We start from the raw sequence: 23016 nt of genomic DNA, 5'->3' as shown, positions 1-23016 counted from the left end.
CGAGCCTCCCCGTGAGCTTCACCGAAGACCGGCCCGACGAATCGACGCTTGACCGGGCGATACGCCATCGAGCCGTAAATTCCGGTAAGTATGCTGCCCGCACGACGGACGAACTTCGCAACGAGCTCTACAGAGCCGACTTGTTGTTGACACGACAAGCCAGTGAGCTGCAGTCATTGCGTCAGGAACAACGGCAGGAAGCCCAACGAAGGGCCCAGGCTGAAGCGAACCGCGACGCACAAAAGGCACTTTATGAGCGTCAGACGGCTCGAACCGAAAAGTTCAAGTCCGCCTATGAGACTTTGAAGGCTTCGCCCCACGTTCGGTTGGCGAAAATCGTGGTCGCTCCCGTTCGCAGAACACGGCGATTGCTGCGCGGGGCTTACGGTGAAGGCGGTGCCCAACGGCCCGAGCAACATATCGGTGAAGCATCTTCGTCGGCAATGCCATCGGGTGCAGTTCCCGAGAATGCGTCTATAACAGAACGGATTCGCTGGGCCAAGCATTTGTATTTGCGTGAAGGGAAGATCTCGGAGCCCGCAAAACTACTGGGCGGTCTAGACACGGACTCGGTGGGAACAGAAGCCTCGTTCACGCGGCAAGTGGTTGGCGCCGCACGGCTGCTTCGCGAACTGCCGTCACTTCCTCCACGCCAACCGACTATTGGGTACCAGGCGCAACGCGGCAAGATCCTCTACTGCGCACATAGTACGGGGGAGTTCAACTCCAACGGGTACGCGACCCGGACTGCCGGCCTGACGCAAGCGATGGCGGAGCAGGACGATGTGGTGGTCATGGCGCGACCCGGATATCCATGGGACGCGAAAACTGAAGAATCGGCTCCGTCAGAGAGTCGATTCGAACGAGATATCAATGGGCTGCGGCACATATTCAGCCCCGGTCCGTCCCTCGTTCAGGATCCTCTCGATCTGTATTTCCAGTATGCGGCCGACATCATTGGACGCGAAGCCGTGATCCAACGCGCCAGTCTGATTCACGCGGCTTCCAACCATGTCACGGCTCTGCCAGCCCTCATGGCGGCACGTCGTCTGGGAGTCCCCTTCGTCTACGAGGTTCGTGGTTTTTGGGAAATCACTGAAGCCTCTCGGAACAGTGAATGGGGGTCTTCTGAACGACACCATCTAGCTGTTGAGCTCGAGACCATGGTCGCTACCGGCGCAGACAAGGTCCTGGCCATTACCGGACAGGTCCGTGACGAACTCATCCGTCGTGGCGTGGAACCGGGCCGAATCACTCTGTTGCCGAATGCCGCCGACCCGTATGAGTTCGCCCCACTTCCGGCGGGGCGCGAAATCCTGGGACGCATCCAAACATCGAAGACCAGCACGGTCATCGGCTACGCGGGCAGCGTGCTCGACTACGAAGGCCCCCAACTGCTGGTCGAGGCTTTCTCCCGGGCTGTGCAAATCCGACCCGAACTCGTCCTGTTGGTCGTAGGGGACGGGCCGGCACTGGCAGCCATGAAACAACGGGCGGCGGAATTGCTGCCGGCCAACAGCGTCGTTTTCGCCGGGCGTGCCCCGTCATCTGAAATTCCGCGCTATCTCTCGGCGATGGATATCGTCGTCTGCCCACGCCTGTCCAACCAGATCACTGAAATGGTGTCCCCCCTCAAACCACTAGAGGCCATGGCCGCCGGTCGGCCGGTCGTCGCCTCGGATGTGGCTCCGCTAGTCGATATTTTCGGTCATGACGCGGATCGTGGACTGATCTTCCCTGCAGGCGACACGGACGCGATGGCCCGGGCTCTGGTGGAACTTGCTGACAACCCAGAACGTCGGGCCGACATTGGACGTGCCGCTCGTTCATGGGTCGTGGAGCACCGTAGCTGGTCGGCCATGGCGGAAGAAGTGAGACGAGCACATCGGACACTTGACCATGACATGTGCGCCCCGGATGTAGGGGCCAAGGAGCTGTCGAAGACAAGACTCGCCCTGATCTCCGATGAATTCACCCGGAGCTCGCTGGCCTCCGAATGCCAACTCGTCCTGCCAGCGCCCGGAACCTGGCGTCAGCAATTGGAATCCCAGAACATTGACGCCCTTTTGGTCGAATCCGCTTGGGAAGGCAATGACGGTTTATGGCGTGGCAAAGTCGGCTACTACGACGAATCATCGTTCGCAGAGTTGAAGGCCATGGTGACATACTGCCGCTCGCGTGGAATCCCCACCATCTTTTGGAATAAGGAAGACCCGATTCACTTCAGCAGGTTCAGGCTGACTGCCAAACTCTTCGATCACGTGTTCACCACCGACGCGGATCGAATTCCGAGCTACTACGAGCATCGCGGTGCATCCAACTCGAGCATTGGCTCACTACCATTTTGGGCGCAACCCAGCCTACACAACCCCATGCACACCGAGCGCCGCGTGGAGCACAGCATTGCCTATGGCGGTACGTTCTATGGGGAACGCTACCCGGAACGCTCCAGAGTGCTGTCAACACTTTTGAGCGCAGGACAACCCTATGGCTTGGCTATCTACGACAGGCAGGCTAATCTGCCGGAATCGCCGTACCACTTCCCGGCCGAGTTGGCGGACTTCGTGCGCGGCGGTCTTGACTACATGGAGATGGTTCAGGCTTATAAAACGCACCCGGTGCACCTCAACGTCAATTCCGTCACCGACTCTCCGACGATGTTCTCCCGTCGTGTCGTGGAACTCGCCGCCAGCGGCACACCGGTCCTCTCGGGACCGGGAAATGGCGTGGACACCGTTTTCAACGGCATGGTTCCGACCACGGCAGACGCTACTGAAGCAGGATTGATTGCCCAACTGTGGATGGAAAACGAACCTGAACGCAATGCTGATGCCTGGAACGTGCATCGCTACACGTATAGGGCACATTTGGCTTCCCACCGGCTGGCCTACATGTTGCGCACCGCTGGCCTTCTCGTGAAAACGCCGCAGCTCGTGCCATATACGCTGATTGTCGACGACCTTGAGTCACCCACGACAGCGTTGATCCTGGAGCAAACCCACCGACCAGACGCCGTTGGTGTGGTCTCGGCCGAAGACAATCGCTCTCAGGAGGTAGCTCGACAGCTGACCGATAACGGGATCGCGGTTCTCTGGGGTGAGGCTGGCGGAAAAGTGCCCGGACTGAGCTGCCGGCTCGGAGCCGCGCTCTCCGATGTCGTCGCGGCCGAAGACCTGTGTCGTGCGGCGGAATTCACCTCCGGCCGCGTCCAGCTAAGTCGTGACGACGTGACTTCGGTGGGTAAAACGCTCTGGGTGCACGGCGAGCGGGTCTCCGGGGCACCGTGTCTAGGCGGGGAAGAGCGTGGGGAGGATTCGGCCCCGGTGCTCACTTTGCGTCGGAACTTCAGCACGACTCCTTCGGTCACGGCTCCCTCACGCGAGCGCATCGAAGTGCTCCACGAATCCCGACGGGTGCTCGTGGCAGGCCACGACCTGAAATTCGCCGGTGGCATCATGGATTGGATGCAGCAACAAGGTCATCACGTGACGACGGATGTATGGGATGGCCACGCAGTCCACGATGCCGAGCGCAGCAAGCGGCTCTTGGCTGATGCGGACACGATCTTTTGTGAGTGGTCGTTGGGAAATGTCGAGTGGTACGCCAGATACCGGACTGCTGGCCAGCGGTTGACGAGCAGGTTCCATTCACAAGAACTATTCACTCCTTACCTACATCGTCTCGATGTTGGGCTGATTGACCACACGGTATTTGTGGGTGAATTCGTCCGTCAGGTGGCACTTCGCCGATTCGGCTATGACATCGAACGGACCAGCGTGGTCCCCAATACCCTCGGCATTGAGCCCGCAGGAGCGGCAGGGCAGCCGGAACGGCGGCATACACTGGGGATCGTCGGCATGGTCCCACGGCAAAAACATCTGGACCGCGCTTTGACCCTGATCGCGCGTTTGCGTGAGAACGATCGTCGTTTCACACTTCGAGTGAAAGGGCGTCGCCCGGAGGAGTATCCTTGGATGCTTGGCCGGGCCGGCGAGATGGGGTACTACAACGAGTTGCAGCGACGCATTTCCGATGATTCACGTCTGAGAGGTGCCGTCCATTTCGATCCGCACGGTGACGACATGGCCGATTGGTATGCGGGAATTGGTGTCGCCCTGTCCACGAGTGATTTTGAGTCTTTTCACCTCACATTGGCGGACGGTGCTGCGTCAGGGGCCATGCCCGTCTCCTTGGCGTGGCCGGGTGCGGGGCTTATTTATCCGAAGAGTTGGCTGCATCTCAACGTTGAATCCATGTTGCTGGAAATTAGAGACAGCGCGGAGGACCCGCAGCGGTATTCAGCGAAATGTGATGCAGCGAAGGCCTTTGCCGTGGAACACTTCTCTCCGGTGGAAATACATCAAAGGCTAGGCGATCTCATTCTCGGGGCTAGCCAATGAAGAACAAACCCGAAGTAGTGAGCACAAAGGCAATCAGGGTGAAAAACATGAGCCCTTGGACACGTTTCACTCTCCGGCGAGTTTGGGTCGACCCAGAGGATCTGCGCCTCCTGGTCGACGTTTGGGGAACGGACGCATGAGGCGTACTGGTGACTCGGCGACGGGAACGTTGGTGTCGAGCTCCCGGAATGAGTGGCTCGGGCACATGGACTCGCTTTCTTCCAGCGCTCTCGGTGTGGAGCGCGGAACCGAGTCTACAAGCCGACCCCCTGCCAAAGCCAAGCTGCGATCCTTGAGAACTGGTCGAGCATCGGGCTCTACATCGCTGAAGCGAGCATGAAGAAGGAAACCGAAATGGACGCTACAGTTGCGTCGCATTCCGCCACCGACTACCGGCGTCGAACTGTCCTCGGCATGGCAGTGGCCGGAGCCGTGGCTGCGGGGAGTGCCGGCTGTAAGCCTACGCCCACACCGTTGGATGGCTCTCCAAGCCCTAGCGTCTCACCTAGGGACACTTCCCAGTCTGTAGGGCAGCATGATGTTGGCAGCCCCGTGGCCGCCATCATTGCAGCAACCGCCACCTTCACCAGGGATACTCGCGGCGAACCGCTCACGGCATACGTGGCATCAGGAGAACCTGCACAGATGAGCCTAGTGAACACGCGTAGTGGTCATCTGGTCTCTTCGGCAGCGTTGAACGGTGGCGCAGGGCAATCGGTTTCCACCCGCGCTTTGGCCACGGGCGCCAAGGACCGGAAAATCTACATCGGGCTGCAGGATGGCCGAGCTTATTCCTATGACGTCGACACCCGAAAGCTGGTGAAACTGCCAGCCGGCCCAGCCATGAGTCGGGACGCATATTGGAACGCGGCGGGCTTGGACGACGGACGCATCTTGTTCACCACATATCCGACGGCGCGCCTGCTCGCATATGACCCAAAAGATGAAACTTGGCGGGACTTCGGGCGACTTGGTGCAAAGAATAAATATTCAATGGGTATCAGCACGGTCAGGAACATCGCCTATGTCGGTACCGGTACGGCCGATCCGGCCTTGTGGCAGGTGGATACGCTCAAAGGAACCAAACGGCGGATCCCACTCCCAGAGTCCAAAAAGAACGTCAAGCGGGACTTCGTCTATGACACGGCCGTCGTTGGAACCCATGTTTTCGCAAGGGTGGATTCGGAAGACGTCATCTACGCCTATGACGCGCAGGAGCGGAAGTGGGGTGGAGAAATTTCCGGAGCCGTCAGGGGACTGGCTGCTTCCGAACCCGGAGAACCTGCAGCCCTCTACTGGGTTAGTTCCAGTGGGGAATTGCACAGTACTGAGGTGGCCTCGGATCGAGACCATGTCCTGGCTGGTGGAGAATCAGTCTCCACGCTCCGGGGCCATACCTGGCAAAAGATCACTGGAGAACGAGCCTCGCTGGTGACGATTAACGTCAGTGGCGACATCCTGAGGTGGGATCGAGACAAGGATAAATTGACGCAAAAGTCATCCGCAGGCACTCCGGCTCCGGTACAGATCCGATGCCTGGGTGTTGAATCAGAGGGAAGGGTATTGGTCGGCGGGTACGGAACGACCTCGTACTTCGTTGAGCTGAGCGGTGACGGCGCGGCAGACGTTCAGCACGCACTGCGTGGACAAATCGAGTCCTTTGGGACCAGTGGCGATGATCTCTTGGTCGGTACCTATCCGGGTGCCATCATCCACCTGCTCCACGGCGGATCGGATTCGTTTTCGGCGCCGGTAGCAAGCTGGTCCTTGGAACAGGGGCAGGACCGTCCGGTGGCCATTGAGGACCTCGGAGAAGGACGAGCGGCCATCGCATCGATCCCTGTGTACGGACGATCAGGAGGGGCGTTGACGTTCCTGCATGTCGAGGATGGCATCGAAAAAGCCGTGACTAATATTGCGCCGAATCGATCCCCCTTGACATTGGCCCATTCCAAAGGTCGTCTCTATGTTGGCACGGGGGCAACCGGAGGTCTAGGGACCGCCCGCGATCCGGGAGACGGTACGGTGATTCTAGTTGACTCACATTCGGGCCAAATTGAGAAAACAGTGATTCCGGTGCCGGGGGATGCGACAGTTTCTACCTTGATGTTCGACGCGGATGGAATGCTCTGGGGATGGAGCGTGGACACCATCTTCGAACTGGATTCTGAAACGCTAAAGGTCAAGCGAAAGAAGCGATATTCCAAAGCGCGCGATACCAAGTCCTATGCAAGGGGACGGAATCTTGTGGATGTGGGCCAGCAACTTGCTGGGTGCGCCCGGGGCAAGGTCTTCCTCATCGACAAGGCCGACTTGACTCGCAGGGACATCGCGCGCGGGGGCAACCTGGTCCTGAGCGGGAACGGAGAGTTGTACTACTCACGAGGATCCAAAGTGTACCGATGGTCATTCGTGTCTGGCGCCAGCGCGTAGGATATTATCGCCCTCGTTGACGTGAAAGGAAGGGATGAAGGGAATTTTTGCGTATGGAGGGTGCGTCTCCCGCGACAGCTTTGAGCTATTGAAAACCGAGTACAAACTCCTGGGCTATGTAGCCCGGCAATCATTGGTGAGCTCGGGGCACGCTCCCATCGTTGTTCAAAAGGAACGTACTCAATTGGCGTCGCCATTTCAACAGCGACAACTTCGGGGTGACTTGCATGCAAACCTGTTCCCCATGCTGCAGCGCTTCGCGGGCGCCAGCGATGCCATCGTCATGGATTTAATTGTGGAACGTTTGGGCGTTCGCCAGTATCAACAAGGATTCCTGACGCGTTCGAATGAACTGGCTCGGAGCCCGCTCGGGAAGTCGCTGACCACGAAAGATCCTTCCGTTCGCTTTGCGACGGACAGGCATTTCAAACTGTGGAGCTATAGCGCGCGGCAACTGGTCCGGGTACTGCAAAAAGAATCCGTTTTGGACCGTACTCTAGTTTTTGACACCCCGTGGGCCTCTCACACGCAATCGGGTATAGAGGTAGCCGGATTCCGAAATGAGCCGCCGTCGACTATGAATGAGCTCTACGAGCCGTACTACGCCTATCTACGCGAATTGGGACTCCGGGTCCCGAAGCTACCCCATGAACTGGTCCTCTCGGATGACAACCATCAATGGGGAGTGGCCCCGTATCATTATATTCCAGCTGCCTATTCATGGATGGCTGAACAGGTACGTGCCCTACCACCTCGACCAGTAGGCTCCATCGATGTTCCCCAGTCAGGGGAACGCGCATGAGGCTCATGCTGGTGACCCACTCATATTGGCCCGAGAGCACACCGCCACAACGTCGATGGATGGCGTTCATCCAAGTCTTTCGGGAGCAGGGATGGCACGTTGATGTCGTCGCACCACACCCTTCAGCTGCGGATGGTTCGACGTGTAGCCCGCGCAGATGGGACAAGTGGGGAGTAGGCGCTCAAGCTGGCCCCTCAGGCGAATCTATTCGGCGCTTACCAAGTTTTGACGTAGGAGATTCGCGAGCTGGACGCTTGGCCAGGCATTGCCTGACAGCCGCGATGAGTGTTCCGCGAGCTCTTTTTGCGCCACGTCCCGACGTTATAGTGGTCACGATTCCCAGTCTTCCGCACATCGTTGCCGGATGGATGATCGCCAAGATCCGACGTCGTCCACTGGTGGTGGAGATGCGTGACGCCTGGCCTGACTTGGTCCATGATTCCCGTGTTAGCACCAGTAGGGTGACTACCGTATTGGACGCTGTCATGACCGGTGTACAGCACCAAGCGGATCTGGTCGTCACAGTTACCCAGGGCTTCCGCCAGCAGCTGGAGGCCCGGGGAATAAAGCGGGCAGTGACCGTGCATAATGGCATTAGCGCCGAACGATTGCCCCAGGTCGATACCCGACGGGAGCATGAGGGGCCTCTGCGTGTTCTTTATATGGGGAACCACGGTGAAAGCCAAGGACTGGATGTCGTCGTGCGGGCCGTCGCCATGGTCGGCGACACCGTGGACGTCCGATTCGTCGGGGGGGGAACGGCCAAGCAGCGACTGGAGAACCTCGCGAGCTCGCTGGATGCCAGCATAGATTTCGTAGAAGGCGTGGATGGCCAGAGCCTTGTCCAGCACTACGAATGGGCGGACACCTGCGTAGTTGCGCTTCGCTCCGATTGGCCTAGCTTCAGGTGGACGATTCCTTCGAAAACCTACGAATTAATGGCGACTGGCCGGCACATCACCGCGGTGCTGCGCGGTGAGGCCGCCACACTGATCGAAACAAACGGCGCGGGAGATGTCGTTGCCGCGGAACCCAGATCCATCGCACGGCTGTGGATGGCTTTGGCAGATGATCACGAACGGCTCGCTTCGAAGAAGAACGGACAACAGTGGGTGGTCGAGCACGCAAATATGCGTGATCTAGCCCATCGGTATATGGACTTCTTGGGCGGACTTGCCGTTAGCCACAACGGTCGCAGGGGCTAGCTACCTCTTTGGGCCCGAGTACTGCGACAAGAAGCTCCGCATCCTGGGATACAGGATTGGTTGGGAGGTGGTCGTTGGTGCGTCGCGCAGCCGAGAAGAGGATTCGTGTGATGTCCGGCGGTTAATCCGTGTGAAAAATGGATAATGATACATTAAGCGACGGACTAATTTATTTATTTTATTTGGTTTCGTCCATTTCGTGTGGGGGGCCAATAGAAGTCAAACTCGCGCGAAATTGAAGGTAGCTGCATCCGCTTGATCATGATGAGGGGTTATGACGGAAATCAAAGACGTGGTAGTCGTAGGGCTTGGATACATTGGACTACCCACCGCGGCCATTCTGGCGGCCAACGGGCTAAACGTGCAGGGCGTGGATGTCAGCCAGCGGACCATTGATGCGGTCAATGCAGGACAAGTGCCATTCGTGGAACCCGACCTCGGCGCCTTCGTCGCCGGAGCGGTAGCGCAAGGCACCCTGAGCGCATCTTTCGAAACCCCAGCCGCCGACGCTTTCATCGTCGCAGTTCCTACTCCGTTCAACGCAGATCATTCAGCAGACCTGTCTTACATCGAGGCAGCGGCCGATAAGATCGCCCCGCAACTGCACGGTGATGAGCTCGTGATTCTCGAATCGACATCCCCTCCTGGCGCCACCGAACACATGGCCAACCGCCTGCTGGCAGCCCGCCCCGACCTCAGCCTCGACACTCTGAAGATTGCGCACTGCCCCGAACGCGTACTGCCAGGTCGCGTCATGGTCGAGCTCGTCACCAATGACCGCATCGTTGGCGGCATGACACGTGAGGCAGCCGAAGCAGCTCGCGACCTCTACGCGACCTTCTGCGACGCAGAAATCCTCCTGACCGATGCCAAGACCGCTGAAATGGCGAAACTGGTGGAGAACTCCTACCGTGACGTGAACATCGCCTTCGCCAATGAGCTCTCGGTGATCTCCGACAAGCTCGGGATCAACGTCTGGGAACTCATCGAACTGGCCAACCGCCACCCGCGAGTCAATATCCTGCAGCCGGGCCCCGGCGTTGGCGGACACTGTATCGCTGTAGACCCATGGTTCATTGTTGCTGCAGCTCCCGAGGATTCAAAACTGATTCGCCAGGCTCGCGAGTCGAATGACAGCAAGCCAGGATGGGTTGTCGGCAAAGTGGAGGAAGCGCTCAAGAGCGCGGGGCCCATCGCCACTGTTGCCGTCCTCGGACTCGCGTTCAAGGCGAATATCGACGATTTGCGAGAGTCCCCGGCGATCGGGATCGCGTCCCGGGTAGCCGGAGAGTTCGCTGACAACCGCATCCTCGCTGTCGAGCCGCATATCGAATCCCTACCCAAGACGCTTGAAGCGCACTCCAACATCGAATTGACCGACATCGACTCCGCCCTCGAAGAAGCTGACGTCGTGCTTTTGTTGGTTGACCACGATCAGTTCAAGGCGGTTCCTGCCGTGGCGCTAGCCGGTAAGCACGTGATTGACACTCGCGGCATTTGGGACCGTCCGGGCGGGCAAGCGGGAACGGTTGAAGCAATCCCCGGAATGCCCGATGACCTCGCCCACGCACTCGTGTCGCGCTAGTTACCTGCGAACGACCATGAATACTTCACTGGAAGGTAGTCACGTGCTCAAAATCATGCCGATCTACGGCACCCGCCCTGAGGCCATCAAAATGGCTCCGATCGTCAAGGCCTTGGAGGCCTCGAGCCAGTTCGAGTGCATCGTCACCGTGACGGGACAGCACCGGGAAATGCTGGACCAGGTCAACGAACTCTTCGGCATCACGCCGCGGCACGATCTGAATATCATCCTGCCGCGCCAGACGCTGAACGGGGTCCTGGCCAAAACCATTACAGGTTTGGATGCCATTCTGGCCAATGAAAAACCGGACGCCGTCATCGTGCAGGGCGACACGACCACCGTTACCGCGGGTGCCCTGGCCGCTTTCAACCTCGGGATCCCGGTGATCCATGTTGAAGCCGGGCTGCGCAGTTTCGACATCTCCTCTCCGTTCCCCGAGGAGGCCAACCGTAAGGTCACTTCGCAAGTCACCAGCCTGCACCTGGCGCCCACAGGCACGAGCCGGGATAACCTCCTTCGGGAGAACGTCGATCCCACCACCATTGCTGTCACCGGCAATACGGTGATCGATGCCCTTTTCGAAGTGGTTGAACGCCAAGTGCCGTTCACCGACCCGGAACTGGAACACCTCGTCGGAGCGGGAAAACGACTGGTACTGGTCACTAGCCATCGTCGGGAAAATCAGGGCGAGGCCATGCTCGGCATTGGACGGGCCTTGGCCCGGTTGGCCGACTCCGAGCCGGACGTGCACTTCGTCTTGCCCGCCCACCGGAACCCCGTCGTTCGTGAGGCACTACTTCCGGCCATCGCCGACAAGTCCAATGTCACGGTCACCGAGCCGTTGGCCTACGGTGAATTCACGCGCATGTTGGCAGCCGCCGAGGTCGTGCTGACCGACTCCGGTGGTGTCCAAGAGGAAGCTCCAGGACTCGGGAAGCCCGTGCTGGTGATGCGTGAAAACACCGAACGTCCCGAGGCCGTCGTGGCCGGCACCGTCAAACTCATCGGAACTGCCGAGCAGCGCATCGTCGACGAGGTCAGCACGTTGTTGAACGACCGTGCGGCCTACGAAGAAATGGCCAACGCTGTGAACCCCTATGGTGATGGACAAGCAGCCGCCCGGACGGTTGCTGCGCTTGCAGAGTTGCTGGGGGTGGGGGTCCGGATGCCGGACTTTGATGGCGAACCTTTGGTGCTCTTGGATTAGTCCATCCCGACGGCCGGTTTCGGTTTCCAGCAGTCGGGACACGAAGCGGGTGGAGGTCACAGATTTGACCTGTACCCGCTTCGTTGTTGCCGTGAACTAACGGTCCAGAATCCGGTGCAGATCCTCACGTAAAGAACGTGGTCGGAAAGGCTTGACGATGTAGCCATCGGCACCTGCGGCCAAAGCCTGCTCCGTATCGGCATCACGCCCGCGGGCTGTGACCATCACGATGGTGCCGGTATGGAATTCGCGCAGCCAGCCCAGGACCTCGATGCCGTCCGCTCCAGGAAGGCCGATGTCCAAGGTGACGAGGGCCGGTTCATGTGCTCGAACGGCTTCCACGGCGTCTTCCCCGGTTTCCACCTCGATGACGTGGAACCCCATTTGATCGAGGACGATGTGCAGAAGGCCGCGGATGTCGTCGTCGTCTTCGACCACTATTGCCGTCTGACCAGTGTTTTCAGGCATACTTAGATTATCCACGATCATCATGTGGTTGTCTCGTTGGTAGCGCCAGGCGTGCACTGCCGCTGCATTGGGGGGGGAGGGGGCATATGGGACGTCACGTCGCGTGGCGACGTCCTGCCGATACGTTTCCACTCTTGGCCTTGGCCCTTGTCTACGGCTTTGCGGCCTTCCAGGTGTTCGCGGCATCCGGTCTCTTCGCGGTCTTCGGTGAGCATGCCCTGGTTGACGTGCTCTTGTTGATCGTGACCTTCACTGCTGCCTGCGCCCTGACGTACATTTCCCTGTTGATCATGGGATACCTGCGGTGGAAACCCAACACCGCAGGTGATCCGCACACCCTCGAATGGCACTTCCTGGTTCCCTGCCGGGACGAGGAAACCGTCATTGCAGCGACCATTTCCTCCGCGCGCACATCCTTCCCGAACGCCCACGTCTGGGTGATCGATGATGCCAGCGAGGACTCCACGGCAGTAGTGGTCCGCCGGGCTCGGGACGTGGACGACCACGTGCACCTCATCAGCAGGGTGAAGCCCGAGGCACGCATCGGCAAGGGCAAGGCACTGAACTACGCCTATGGCATCGTGTCCACATTCATTGGCCAGGACCCACAACGTCGCGGAGCCACCGTCATCGGCATCCTCGACGCGGACGGCTACCTCTCCGACGGGGCCCTGGATCATCTGGCCGGACCGCAAACGTTCGGCGACCAAACCGTCGGCGCCGCTCAACTCGAAGTGTGGATGAAAAACCGGGACGATCGTCGACCGCGCCCCGACCGGGGCCGGCTGGGCAACCTGCTGGCCCGGTATCTCGTGCGGATGCAGGACCTCGAGTTCCGAACCACCAACTCGGCCATGCAAATGCTGCGCGTCCGGACCGGCACCGTCGGCATGGGAGGAAACGGCCAATTCACCCGGCTATCGGTCTTGGACGAGCTCAGCGAGGCCCACGGGGACCCGTGGGGGAATAAACTGGCCGAGGACTATGAGCTGGGTTTGAGGATCATCGGACTGGGGCACCGCAACCACTACGTCCCCGAAGCCCATGTTTCCCAAGAGGCACTGCCCTATCTGCGCAGGCTCCTCACCCAACGTACCCGTTGGTCTCAGGGGAACCTCGAATGTGGTTCGCAGCTGCCCGAGCTCCGCCGATCCAAGGCACTCGGCCTGTCGGGGCTGACGGAAATCCACTACTTCATGTCCCAGCCGTTCATCATGATGTTCAATCTGTTGGCCCTGCCCGTGCTGACGTGGCTAGCCATCCGTGAGGATCGACTCGGATTCCTCGTCGGCTCGGATCTGATCTTTCCAGCGGCCGCTGCGCTGGCTTTCCTCATCTTGCCCTATGCCAGTTGGGGACTGCTGTATCGCCGGCGCACCCGGTCCGAAGGAGGAGCAGGATTCGGCGGGATCTTTGTGGGGCTGGGCGCCCTCGTCTACCTTTATGCGACCTACCTCTACTATCCTCGCGCGATGGCAAGAATGACCATGGGTCGGACCGGCTGGGCGAAGACGCCGCGGAACGCCGAGGGGAACACCCCTACGATGGCCGGCCTGTTCAGAGTTGCCCACGTGCCGTTGGTTGCCGAGGAAGCCATCGAGGAACTGGCCTCGGATCTGGGTCCCGACTCCGCCGCAGCGCTCGAATTCGTCCGCAGGTTCGCCGTCATGTGGCCGCGTCGGATGGCCGGTTTGGAGGAAGCTGTTGCTTCAGGCTCCTTCGATGCCGCCCGGGATGCGGCGGGCAGCATCCGTGTCTCGGCGGCCATGGTCGGCGCCCCTCGTTTGGAAGCGGCCGGGGCACGCATGCTGGAGCTGGCGCATGCTGAAGACTACGACACCTCGCGCGGCGTCCTTGCTGACCTGAAAATCATTGGTGACGAGACCGTGGTGGAACTGTCAAGGATCTACCTCAGCCTGACTCCTGAGCCGTAGGCCGCGGCGTAGCCGCCACCTGGAGAGGTCTACGGGGTGACGACCCCGGTGGCATAGGCGATGACGACTACCTGGACTCGGTCACGGGCCTGCAGTTTGGATAAGATGCGCCCCACATGCGTCTTCACGGTCGCTTCGGAGAGGAACAGTTCGGCGGCGATCTCCGGATTGGCTTTGCCCCAGGCGATGAGTTCGAAGACTTCACGTTCACGGGCCGTCAGCGAAGCCACGGCTGCCTCATGCCCCGAGGTCGTCGCTGCCGGTTGGCGCAGCATCGGGGCGACGTGGTCCAGGAGGCGCCGGGTGGTCGATGGGGCGATCACCGCATCCCCTCGGTACACCGTGCGGATGGCCTCGAGCAGCTCTTCAGGAGGGGCGTCTTTGAGGAGGAATCCGCTGGCACCGGCATGGATGGCAGCCAGCGCGTACTCGTCCAGGTCGAAGGTGGTCAGCACGATGATCCGCGGTCCGGTACCCGGCCGAGGGGCCAGGAGTTTGGCGGTCGTCTCAATCCCGTCCATCTCGGGCATGCGCACATCCATGAGGACGACGTCGGCCCGGGCCAGTGCGGGGGAGGCGAGGGCCTCCCGACCGTTGGCTGCCTCGGCAACCACCTCGAGGTCGGGCTGCGAGTTGATCAGCATGCGGAATCCGCTGCGGACCAGGAGCTGGTCGTCGACCAGTGCGACGGCGATCGGGGTGCTGGGCTGGGTGTCCACTTAGTCCTCGGTGTAGGGGATGAAGATGCGGGCGGAGAATCCACCGGTGCTCCGTGGACCGGTCTCAATGCGTCCATCGTAGAGGGCGACCCGCTCGGCCATGCCGATGAGTCCTTGACGGGCCCCGATGTTCTCCTCGGTGGCTGCTGCACCACGTCCGTCGTCGGTGACTTCCACTTCGAGACCGGTGGAGGTCCATTCCAGGTGGACCTCGGAGGAAGCGGCCGGGCCAGCGTGTTTGATGGTGTTGGTCAGCGCTTCCTGGATGGCGCGGTAGGCGGTCAATTCCGCGCCGGGTGGGAGCTCACGTCGCGGGGACCCCGCGAGGGTGGAGGTCACTTCCAATCCAGCGGTCCGTGTTTCGTCCAAGAGCCAGTCGATATCGGCCAGCGTGGGCAACGGGCGAGTGGAGGCTTGCTCGTCGCCACGCAGGACACCGAGCAGCCGGCGCATCTCGCGCAATGATTTTCGGCCGGTTTCCGAAATGGTGCCCAGGGTTTCGCGCGCAACCTCGGGGTCGTGTTCGCTGGCGTAGCGGGCACCGTCGGCCTGGGTGATGATGACCGAAAGCGAATGGGCAACGATGTCATGCATTTCCCGGGCAATCCGGCCGCGTTCGTCGGAGGCGGCAAGATCGCGTTCCTGTTGGCGTTCGATTTCCAGCCGGCTGGCCCGGTCGGACAAGGCTTGCATGGCTAATCTGCGGGTACGGGCCAGGTCTCCAAAGGTCCAGGCCACGAGCACGATCAACGCCAGACCCACGAGGCTCGGCAGCATGTGGAGGCCGATGGCCTGCCCGGTCGGATTTCCATAGCGCAGTGTGGCCAATATGGCCCCGAGCATGCCGGCGCCGAGTCCTGCGTAGGAGGTCCAACGTTTCCCATACTTCGCCAAGGTATAGACCACGATCGGCACGGTGACCTGGGAAGGAAGGAATGACGGAATCAGCATGACCTGGAGCAGGCAACCCAACACGACGACGGCGCTGCTCAACAGCAGATGGGAGCGCCGCCAGATCAGCGGCAGGACTTGCAGCGATCCGACGATGAACTCGAGGACACGGTGCTGCCCGGAAAAACCACCCAAGAGGAAGACCGACAGGGTGAGGAGCAACCACAGCCCGATGGCTAGTGCCCCGTCGACTTTGCCCGGGTGGTTTCGGATCCAAACATCCAGGGTGCGGTGCGGGGTCATGGATCTACTCTACTTTTGGTCGTCCCCGCCCCGCGTCATACCTCGGTATGGTCTGGGCTCGGTCGAGAGCAGCCACATATCCCCGTATCAAATAACGAGACGGTTTGTCCGGGATGCGGACACCGCAATAATCTGGATACATGAGCAACGCGATTGATGTGGCCGTCATCCCCGGTGACGGCATTGGCCCCGAGGTCATTGCCGAAGCCATCAAGGTCCTGAAGAAAGCTACCGAAGGCGGGGACCGTTCACTGCGGATCACCGACTACAGCCTGGGAGCCCAACACTGGTTGGAAACCGGCGAGACCCTCACCGATGAGACCCTTGAATCCCTCCGCGCCCACGAAGTGATCCTTTTTGGAGCAGTCGGTGCGGCGCCGGGGGATACCCGCATTCCTTCAGGACTGATCGAACGCGAACTGCTGCTCAAATTACGCTTCAGCCTCGACCACTACATCAACCTGCGGCCGTCGCGCCTGTATCCGGGCGTCCCTAGCCCGCTGGCACATCCCGGGGACATCGATTTCGTTGTTGTACGCGAGGGAACCGAGGGCCCCTACGTCGGCAATGGTGGTGCCCTGCGAGTTGGCACCGAACACGAGATCGCCACCGAGGTCTCCGTCAACACCGCCTACGGCGTCGAACGCGTCGTCCGCGAAGCCTTCCGCCGTGCCAGCGAACGTCAGCGCCGCCATGTCACCCTGGTCCATAAGCACAATGTCCTTGTTTACGCCGGGCACCTGTGGCGCAGGACCGTCGAAGCCGTAGCCGCAGAATATCCTGACGTCACTCACGACTACATGCACGTCGACGCGGCGACGATCTTCATGACCACGAATCCTTCACGCTTCGACGTCATCGTCACCGACAACCTCTTTGGTGACATTCTCACCGACCTCGCAGGTGCCGTGACCGGCGGAATCGGGCTGGCTGCCTCGGGGAACATCAACATGCTCGGTACCGGTCCTTCGATGTTCGAACCGGTCCACGGCTCGGCTCCGGATATCGCTGGACAGCAGATCGCCGACCCGACCGCGGCGATCCTCTCCGCGGCGCTCCTGCTGGAACATGTGGGCCTGACCGATGCTGCCCGCAAGGTAGAAGCCGCCGTTGAAAAGGACCTCGACTCACGGGCGGAACTTACCGATCCGAGATCAACTGCGGAAGTCGGCGACGCGATCACGCTGGAGCTGTCATAAGCTGGTGCCGGAACAACGTCCCGTGTGAGGGACGGCACGAAAACTTTGCAGAGGAAGTGCGTAGGCACCATGGAATTCTCACAACAGCTCTCCACCACCCCTAAGAGCGCCGAAGAACGCGCCAAGATTCTGGCAGATCCCGGATTTGGCGATTACTTCACCGACCACACCGCCATCGTCGACTGGACCCAGGATGCCTCCGGCAAGGGGGTCTGGCACGATGCCCGGATCGAACCGTATGGCCCGATCATGATGGACCCGGCGGCATCGGTCCTGCATTACGGACAAGAAATCTTTGAGGGGCTGAAGGCCTACCGTCACGCCGACGGAAGCGTCTGGACCTTCCGGCCGGAAGCCAACGCGGCGCGCTTCAACATCTCAGCCCGCCGGCTGGCCCTGCCAGAACTTCCGACCGATGTGTTCATTGATTCGCTGAAGCGCTTGGTATCCGTCGATGTTGATTGGGTGCCTTCAGGTGACGGCGAAGCCCTGTACCTGCGCCCGTTCATGATCGCCACGGAAGCCTTCTTGGGGGTGCGTCCCTCCCACGAGGTCTCCTACCGCGTCATCGCTTCACCCGCAGGAAACTACTTCGGCGGCGAATTGAAGCCGGTCTCCATCTGGCTGTCCACCCAGTACGCCCGGGCCGGTCACGGCGGCACGGGCGAGGCGAAATGTGGTGGGAACTACGCAGCTTCCTTGGCGGCCCAGCTCGAAGCAGAGGCCAACGATTGCAAGCAGGTCCTCTTCCTCGATCCGACGAACGACTTCGCCGTCGATGAGCTGGGTGGGATGAATGTCTTCTTCGTCTTCGCCGATGGCACGCTGGTTACCCCTGAACTGAACGGCAACATCTTGCACGGGGTGACCCGGTCCTCCGTGATGGAGTTGGCCCGCGAACGTGGGCTCACAGTTCAGGAACGCAAGATCACTATCGACGAATGGCGGATGGCGGCAGCAGACGGTTCCCTGACCGAGGTCTTTGCCTGCGGCACAGCAGCGGTCATCACCCCCATCGGGGAATTGAAGACCACTGACGAGACCATCGTGACGCCCGCACCCGGCAAGGACTCGGTGGCCATGGCCATCCGCGAGCAGTTGCTCGGCATCCAGACCGGAACCATCGAGGATACCCACGGCTGGCTCACCCGCCTCGTATAGATCGATCTGGTTCCTGACTGGCCGCATCAAACCCGAGATCCTCGCGGAGCATTGCTCCGCGAGGATCTCGGGTTTAGTGTCTGAGGATGAACCGAGAAGGCGGCCACTGGTCGTTGTGCCTGACCGCGCTCCTGCTGATGACGCTCTCGGGCTGCGCAGCCGGACCAAGTGCGGAAGCCACTGCGGGCGCTTCAACAACCTCAGGCTCGAAAGCAGTGGCCGCACCGCCTGGCCCGGAGCCAGGCTCGGATATACCGAACGACACCCGCTGCTCCTCCGAGACGAAAATTGTCCCTGAGACGCTGAAGGCCGGCTCCACCACGTCGCCAGCCGCCAGCTGGGGGAGCGGGACGACCGGCGTCCTGCTGTTGCACCAGACCGATGGTGACGGCATGTGCGGCTGGCTTGCCCACTCGCAGTCTTTCAACGACCTCACTCAGGACGCTCGTTTCCTGACCTTTGATCTCTGTGGGTATGGGCAGGCACAGTGCGCCGGGACGGAAACCAACCAGCGCCGGCAAATCACAGCAGGCATCGACCGACTGCAAGCCAGCGGTGCCCAAGCGATTGTCATCGTCGGAGCGTCCCTCGGAGGATACCTGGCCGTGCACTTCGGGCCGGCTGCCGGTGCCGACTCGATCATCAGCTTGTCGGGTTACGGTATGGCGGCTACAGATTCCTTTCAGCACGACTTGAAACGAACGAATCGGCCGATCCTGCTCACCACATCGCATGCCGACAGCGAGACCCGGTATCAGGAGCTGCGGGACGTGGCCGAAGCAACCGGGAAGGACTTCGCGGGCTTTGACACCGGTCATGGTTACACGATGTTGCCCGAAGCGAAAGCAACCGTGGAAGAACGAATACGTGACGCTTCAGTCCAATTTTCTCCAACATCGAGATAGACCTCATAGACTGGGGTCCATGCGCATTCTCGTTACCGGCGGAGCCGGATATATCGGATCTCACACCGTTCTGCTGCTCCTCGAAGAAGGCCACGACGTCCACGTCCTGGACAACTTCACGAACTCATCACCCGAGTCTCTGCGCCGCGTCGCCGAGCTGACCGGGAACCACGCTAGCGTGCACGTTGCCGATCTTTTGGACCCAGTGGCACTGGATCGTGTGTTATCAGAAAGCCGTGCCGAAGCAGTCATCCACTTCGCCGGGCTCAAAGCAGTCGGTGAATCCGTCGCCAAGCCACTGGCGTACTACCGAAACAACGTCGTCGGTACGCTGAACCTCCTGGAAGCCATGGACGCACATGATGTCCGCACTCTGGTCTTCAGTTCGTCGGCGACTGTCTACGGGGATAGCCAGATTCTGCCGCTGACCGAGGACCAACCGCTGTCTGCCACCAACCCCTATGGCCAGACCAAACTACAGATCGAGCGCATCCTTGATGATCTGGCCGTGTCGGACTCCCGCTGGAACATTGCCAAACTGCGGTACTTCAACCCGGTCGGTGCCCATGAGTCGGGAAGGATCGGTGAGGATCCGCAAGGCATCCCGAACAACCTGATGCCCTTCGTTGCGCAAGTCGCCGTCGGGCGCCGCGAGAAGGTCAGCGTCTTCGGCGACGACTACCCGACGCCGGACGGGACGGGCGTGCGCGACTATATCCACGTGGTCGATTTGGGTGCAGGGCACCTGGCGGCACTTGAGTACCTGCAAGATCACGGGGGCCTGCATGCGTGGAACCTCGGCACGGGAAATGGTTCCTCGGTGCTCGAGGTCATTGCCGCCTTCAAACGGGCGGCGGGACGTGAGATCGCTTACGAAATCGTAGAACGCCGCCCCGGCGATGTCGCAGCTTCCTATGGTGACCCGACACTCGCACGTGAACAGATCGGGTGGAAGGCCGAACGAGGTCTGGAAGAGATGGTCACCGACATGTGGCGGTGGCAGTCGAATAATCCTGAGGGCTTCCCACCCGAACCTGCGGCGGAGGAAGAGCTACGGGTCGATGACAGCTCTCCGGTTGAGGAAAGTCGCACTGCAGGTGCAGACGAAGACCGTGACAAAGCTTCACCGACGGGGTCGGATCGCGACGACCGCGATACCTCTACTAGGCTATAGTCCATGCGTATTGTTCGGTTTGTACTAGACGATGACCCCATGTACGGCGTAGTCGACGGCGAAGACGTCATCGTCATTGCCGGTGACCCCTTCTTCCAGGGCATCAAGCCCACCGGCGCCCGCCACCGGCTCGACGACGTTCGGCTGCTTGCCCCGATCATCCCGCGTTCAAAGGTGGTCTGCTTCGGCCGAACCTATGCCGAACACGCCCGGGAGATGGGTAATGAAGTCCCCGTCACACCGTTGATGTTCCTCAAGCCGAACACTTCGGTGGCCGGCCCCGGTGACCCGGTAACCCTTCCTGCCTTTTCCGAAGAAGTGTCCTATGAGGCCGAACTAGCGGTCGTCATCGGGCGCATCTGCAAAGACGTCCCGGCGGAGAAGGCCGGGGATGTGATCTTCGGATACACGTGCGCCAACGACCTCACGGCCCGTGACGTGCAAAGAACCGATAACCAATGGGCTCGTGCCAAGGGCTGGGATGGCGCCTGCCCTATCGGGCCGTGGATCGAAACGGATTTGGACGTCGAGGATGTGCGGATCCAGGGACGTTTGGATGGTGAAACCGTCCAGGATGGTGATACCACGCTCATGGTCTGGAGCGTTCCCGATCTGGTCGCGTATGCCTCACAGGCGTTCACCCTCCTGCCCGGCGACATCCTGCTCACCGGGACGCCTGCCGGGGTCGGTCTGCTCCGCGAAGGTCAGCGCTTTGATGTCGAGATCGAGGGCATCGGCACGCTCACCAACACCTTCCGTCGCTAAGAACGCCTGACGATGTACGGGAAACGTCGCGTTGGACGGGCCATCCGAATGTCCATGATGGAAACCCAACGCAGTCGGGCGGCACGCCCCGCCTGGCAGAAGCGCCGCACGGCCTTCTGGGCAGCGGCCTGGGCCTTGGCCGTACTTTCGCGGATTTCCTACCGTGCCGGCTGGCCCGTCCCGGTGACCGCCACGTTGCTAGTCATCGCCATCGTCTTGGCCGTGGCACTACTGATCCGCCGTATCGCTACCGCTGTGCGTGGTCGTGACAAGGCAGGAAACCGGTAACGCGGAAGGACTTGCCCCTGGCCGTATTAGGATAGGACTCATCATGATTGAGCCATCCCAGATTCCGATCGTCACTGACGAGACCCCTGTCCGCGTCCGCTTCTGTCCGTCACCGACGGGGACACCACATGTCGGTCTCATCCGCACCGCACTGTTCAACTGGGCTTATGCCCGGCATACCGGTGGCAAGATGGTGTTCCGGATCGAAGACACCGACGCGAAGCGTGATTCCGAGGAAAGCTACGAGCAATTACTTGATGCTCTGGACTGGCTAGGCATCACGTGGGATGAAGGTGTCGACGTCGGTGGTCCGCACGAGCCCTACCGGCAGTCCCAACGCGCAGACATCTATCAAGACGCGATTGCCAAGTTGCGCGACGCAGGCCATCTCTATGAATCGTTCTCCACGCCGGAGGAAGTTGAAGCCCGGCACCTGGCACTGGGGGAGGACCCCAAGCTGGGCTATGACAACTACGACCGGTCCCTGACCGTTGATCAGATTGCTACTTTCCGCGCGGAAGGCCGCGAGCCGGTCCTGCGCTTGCGCATGCCCGAAGACGATCTGACATTCACCGACCTTGTACGCGGCGAAATCACCTTTAAGGCAGGTACTGTCCCCGACTATGCCGTCGTCCGCGCCAACGGAAAACCGCTATACACCTTGGTGAACCCCGTCGACGATGCCCTCATGGGGATCACCCATGTCTTGCGCGGTGAGGATATCCTCTCCTCGACCCCCCGACAGATCGCCCTGTACCGGGCGATGATCGACGTGGGAATTGCCCAGCACATGCCCCTCTTTGGGCACCTGCCCTATGTCATGGGGGCCGGCAAAAAGAAGCTCTCAAAACGCGATCCGGAAGCCAGTCTCTTCCTCCACCGTGACAGGGGTTTCATTCCCGAAGGCCTAGTGAATTATCTGGCGTTGTTGGGATGGAGCTTGTCTGCAGACGAAGACATCTTTACTCGCGAACAGTTGGTAGAGGCCTTCGATATTCACGACGTACTCGGCAACCCGGCTAGGTTTGACGTAAAAAAAGCAGAAGCCATCAATGGCACCCATGTGCGCATGCTCGAGGTGCAGGACTTCCGGGACCGATTGGTGCCTTATTTGCATCGTGCCGGAGTCACAGGGGAGACGCTCACAGCGGAGGAAGAGCACATTCTGGATCGGGCGGCGCCTCTGGTCCAGGAGCGCATCACTCTGCTGGGTGAAGCGCCGGAAATGCTCGAATTCCTCTTTCGTGGCGATGACGAGATTGTGATTCAACCCGAAGCGCTCAAGGGTATGCCCAGTAACGCAGACGACGTTCTCGACGCTGCGCTAACCGAACTGACGGAACTGGAAGTCTGGGATGCAGAGTCGATCCAGGGAGTGCTGCGCTCTGCGCTGATCGACAATATGGGAATCAAACCGCGACTAGCGTTCGGACCCCTGCGTACCGCCATGTCAGGCAAACGAGTTTCACCACCGTTATTTGAATCCATGGTCATTTTGGGCAGAGAATCAAGTATTAAGCGCATCGGCAGATTTCGCGGCAACGTATAGCAGATCCGAAACACGAAACCGTAGTAGG

General features: G+C 60.3%; 17 protein-coding genes. 14 read left to right on the top strand and 3 right to left on the bottom strand.

Features of this window, described 5'->3' with window-relative positions; all coding sequences use genetic code 11:
* The first annotated feature begins 11 nt into the window (after positions 1 to 11).
* The 6 genes from ACT3UE_RS11105 (at position 12) to wecB (ending at position 11632) form a co-directional block, all read left to right on the top strand.
* Entirely contained in the window at positions 12 to 4400 is a 4389-nt protein-coding gene (locus ACT3UE_RS11105; RefSeq protein WP_444566714.1) for a glycosyltransferase, read from the top strand.
* 552 nt (positions 4401 to 4952) lie between these two features.
* Positions 4953 to 6833: a hypothetical protein gene (locus tag ACT3UE_RS11100; RefSeq protein WP_444566713.1), complete on the top strand. Its 1881-nt coding sequence runs from the start codon at positions 4953 to 4955 to the stop codon at positions 6831 to 6833.
* 34 nt (positions 6834 to 6867) lie between these two features.
* Positions 6868 to 7635 (top strand): DUF6270 domain-containing protein, encoded by a 768-nt coding sequence (locus tag ACT3UE_RS11095; protein ID WP_444566712.1) that lies wholly within the window; start codon positions 6868 to 6870, stop codon positions 7633 to 7635.
* Positions 7632 to 8840: a glycosyltransferase family 4 protein gene (locus ACT3UE_RS11090; protein ID WP_444566711.1), complete on the top strand. Its 1209-nt coding sequence runs from the start codon at positions 7632 to 7634 to the stop codon at positions 8838 to 8840. Before ACT3UE_RS11095 ends, ACT3UE_RS11090 begins: the two co-directional genes overlap by 4 nt.
* A 274-nt stretch (positions 8841 to 9114) precedes the next feature.
* Complete coding sequence (wecC, locus tag ACT3UE_RS11085; RefSeq protein ID WP_444566710.1) at positions 9115 to 10425, top strand: UDP-N-acetyl-D-mannosamine dehydrogenase; 1311 nt, start codon at positions 9115 to 9117, stop codon at positions 10423 to 10425.
* 43 nt (positions 10426 to 10468) lie between these two features.
* Positions 10469 to 11632, top strand: coding sequence for a non-hydrolyzing UDP-N-acetylglucosamine 2-epimerase (gene wecB / locus ACT3UE_RS11080; protein WP_444566732.1), 1164 nt, complete (start codon positions 10469 to 10471; stop codon positions 11630 to 11632).
* A gap of 96 nt (positions 11633 to 11728) precedes the next feature.
* On the opposite strand, the gene ACT3UE_RS11075 is transcribed toward wecB, so the two are convergent.
* Entirely contained in the window at positions 11729 to 12124 is a 396-nt protein-coding gene (locus ACT3UE_RS11075; RefSeq protein ID WP_444566709.1) for a response regulator transcription factor, read from the bottom strand.
* Between the two features lie 110 nt (positions 12125 to 12234).
* Here ACT3UE_RS11075 and ACT3UE_RS11070 point away from each other — a divergent pair, with 110 nt between their 5' ends.
* A complete protein-coding gene (locus tag ACT3UE_RS11070; RefSeq protein WP_444566708.1) occupies positions 12235 to 14034 on the top strand; it encodes a glycosyltransferase in 1800 nt (599 codons plus the stop codon).
* A 29-nt stretch (positions 14035 to 14063) separates the two neighbouring features.
* On the opposite strand, the gene ACT3UE_RS11065 is transcribed toward ACT3UE_RS11070, so the two are convergent.
* Positions 14064 to 14753 (bottom strand): response regulator, encoded by a 690-nt coding sequence (locus tag ACT3UE_RS11065; protein WP_444566707.1) that lies wholly within the window; start codon positions 14751 to 14753, stop codon positions 14064 to 14066.
* Positions 14754 to 15947, bottom strand: coding sequence for a sensor histidine kinase (locus ACT3UE_RS11060; RefSeq protein ID WP_444566706.1), 1194 nt, complete (start codon positions 15945 to 15947; stop codon positions 14754 to 14756).
* 140 nt (positions 15948 to 16087) lie between these two features.
* Between ACT3UE_RS11060 and ACT3UE_RS11055 the strand changes: the two genes are divergently transcribed.
* The 7 genes from ACT3UE_RS11055 to gltX all read left to right on the top strand — a co-directional run bounded on the left by ACT3UE_RS11055 (position 16088) and on the right by gltX (position 22988).
* Positions 16088 to 17146, top strand: coding sequence for a 3-isopropylmalate dehydrogenase (locus ACT3UE_RS11055; RefSeq protein WP_444566705.1), 1059 nt, complete (start codon positions 16088 to 16090; stop codon positions 17144 to 17146).
* Between the two features lie 69 nt (positions 17147 to 17215).
* Complete coding sequence (locus tag ACT3UE_RS11050; RefSeq protein WP_444566704.1) at positions 17216 to 18307, top strand: branched-chain amino acid aminotransferase; 1092 nt, start codon at positions 17216 to 17218, stop codon at positions 18305 to 18307.
* An 86-nt stretch (positions 18308 to 18393) separates the two neighbouring features.
* Positions 18394 to 19212: a hypothetical protein gene (locus ACT3UE_RS11045; RefSeq protein ID WP_444566703.1), complete on the top strand. Its 819-nt coding sequence runs from the start codon at positions 18394 to 18396 to the stop codon at positions 19210 to 19212.
* A gap of 19 nt (positions 19213 to 19231) precedes the next feature.
* Entirely contained in the window at positions 19232 to 20386 is a 1155-nt protein-coding gene (galE, locus tag ACT3UE_RS11040; RefSeq protein WP_444566702.1) for a UDP-glucose 4-epimerase GalE, read from the top strand.
* Positions 20387 to 20389: 3 nt separating this feature from the next.
* Complete coding sequence (locus ACT3UE_RS11035; RefSeq protein ID WP_444566701.1) at positions 20390 to 21151, top strand: fumarylacetoacetate hydrolase family protein; 762 nt, start codon at positions 20390 to 20392, stop codon at positions 21149 to 21151.
* A gap of 54 nt (positions 21152 to 21205) precedes the next feature.
* On the top strand, positions 21206 to 21439 hold the full coding sequence (locus tag ACT3UE_RS11030) for a hypothetical protein (protein WP_444566700.1): 234 nt from the start codon (positions 21206 to 21208) through the stop codon (positions 21437 to 21439).
* Positions 21440 to 21482: 43 nt separating this feature from the next.
* Positions 21483 to 22988, top strand: coding sequence for a glutamate--tRNA ligase (gltX, locus tag ACT3UE_RS11025; RefSeq protein ID WP_444566699.1), 1506 nt, complete (start codon positions 21483 to 21485; stop codon positions 22986 to 22988).
* The last annotated feature ends 28 nt before the right edge of the window (positions 22989 to 23016 follow it).

The sequence above is a fragment of the Arthrobacter sp. 179 genome (assembly GCF_052379645.1).
Classification (GTDB): Bacteria; Actinomycetota; Actinomycetes; order Actinomycetales; family Micrococcaceae; genus Arthrobacter_H.
Note: the sequence above shows the minus strand (reverse complement) of the source record. Positions and strands in the feature narration are given on the sequence as shown.

Excerpts from the sequence above, each read along its gene's own strand:
- ACT3UE_RS11095 (WP_444566712.1), top strand. The coding sequence starts at position 6,868 with ATGAAGGGAATTTTTGCGTATGGAGGGTGCGTCTCCCGCGACAGCTTT.
- ACT3UE_RS11090 (WP_444566711.1), top strand. The coding sequence starts at position 7,632 with ATGAGGCTCATGCTGGTGACCCACTCATATTGGCCCGAGAGCACACCG.
- wecC (WP_444566710.1), top strand. The coding sequence starts at position 9,115 with ATGACGGAAATCAAAGACGTGGTAGTCGTAGGGCTTGGATACATTGGA.
- ACT3UE_RS11075 (WP_444566709.1), bottom strand. The coding sequence starts at position 12,124 with ATGATGATCGTGGATAATCTAAGTATGCCTGAAAACACTGGTCAGACG.
- ACT3UE_RS11060 (WP_444566706.1), bottom strand. The coding sequence starts at position 15,947 with ATGACCCCGCACCGCACCCTGGATGTTTGGATCCGAAACCACCCGGGC.
- ACT3UE_RS11055 (WP_444566705.1), top strand. The coding sequence starts at position 16,088 with ATGAGCAACGCGATTGATGTGGCCGTCATCCCCGGTGACGGCATTGGC.
- ACT3UE_RS11050 (WP_444566704.1), top strand. The coding sequence starts at position 17,216 with ATGGAATTCTCACAACAGCTCTCCACCACCCCTAAGAGCGCCGAAGAA.
- ACT3UE_RS11045 (WP_444566703.1), top strand. The coding sequence starts at position 18,394 with ATGAACCGAGAAGGCGGCCACTGGTCGTTGTGCCTGACCGCGCTCCTG.
- galE (WP_444566702.1), top strand. The coding sequence starts at position 19,232 with ATGCGCATTCTCGTTACCGGCGGAGCCGGATATATCGGATCTCACACC.
- ACT3UE_RS11035 (WP_444566701.1), top strand. The coding sequence starts at position 20,390 with ATGCGTATTGTTCGGTTTGTACTAGACGATGACCCCATGTACGGCGTA.
- ACT3UE_RS11030 (WP_444566700.1), top strand. The coding sequence starts at position 21,206 with ATGATGGAAACCCAACGCAGTCGGGCGGCACGCCCCGCCTGGCAGAAG.
- gltX (WP_444566699.1), top strand. The coding sequence starts at position 21,483 with ATGATTGAGCCATCCCAGATTCCGATCGTCACTGACGAGACCCCTGTC.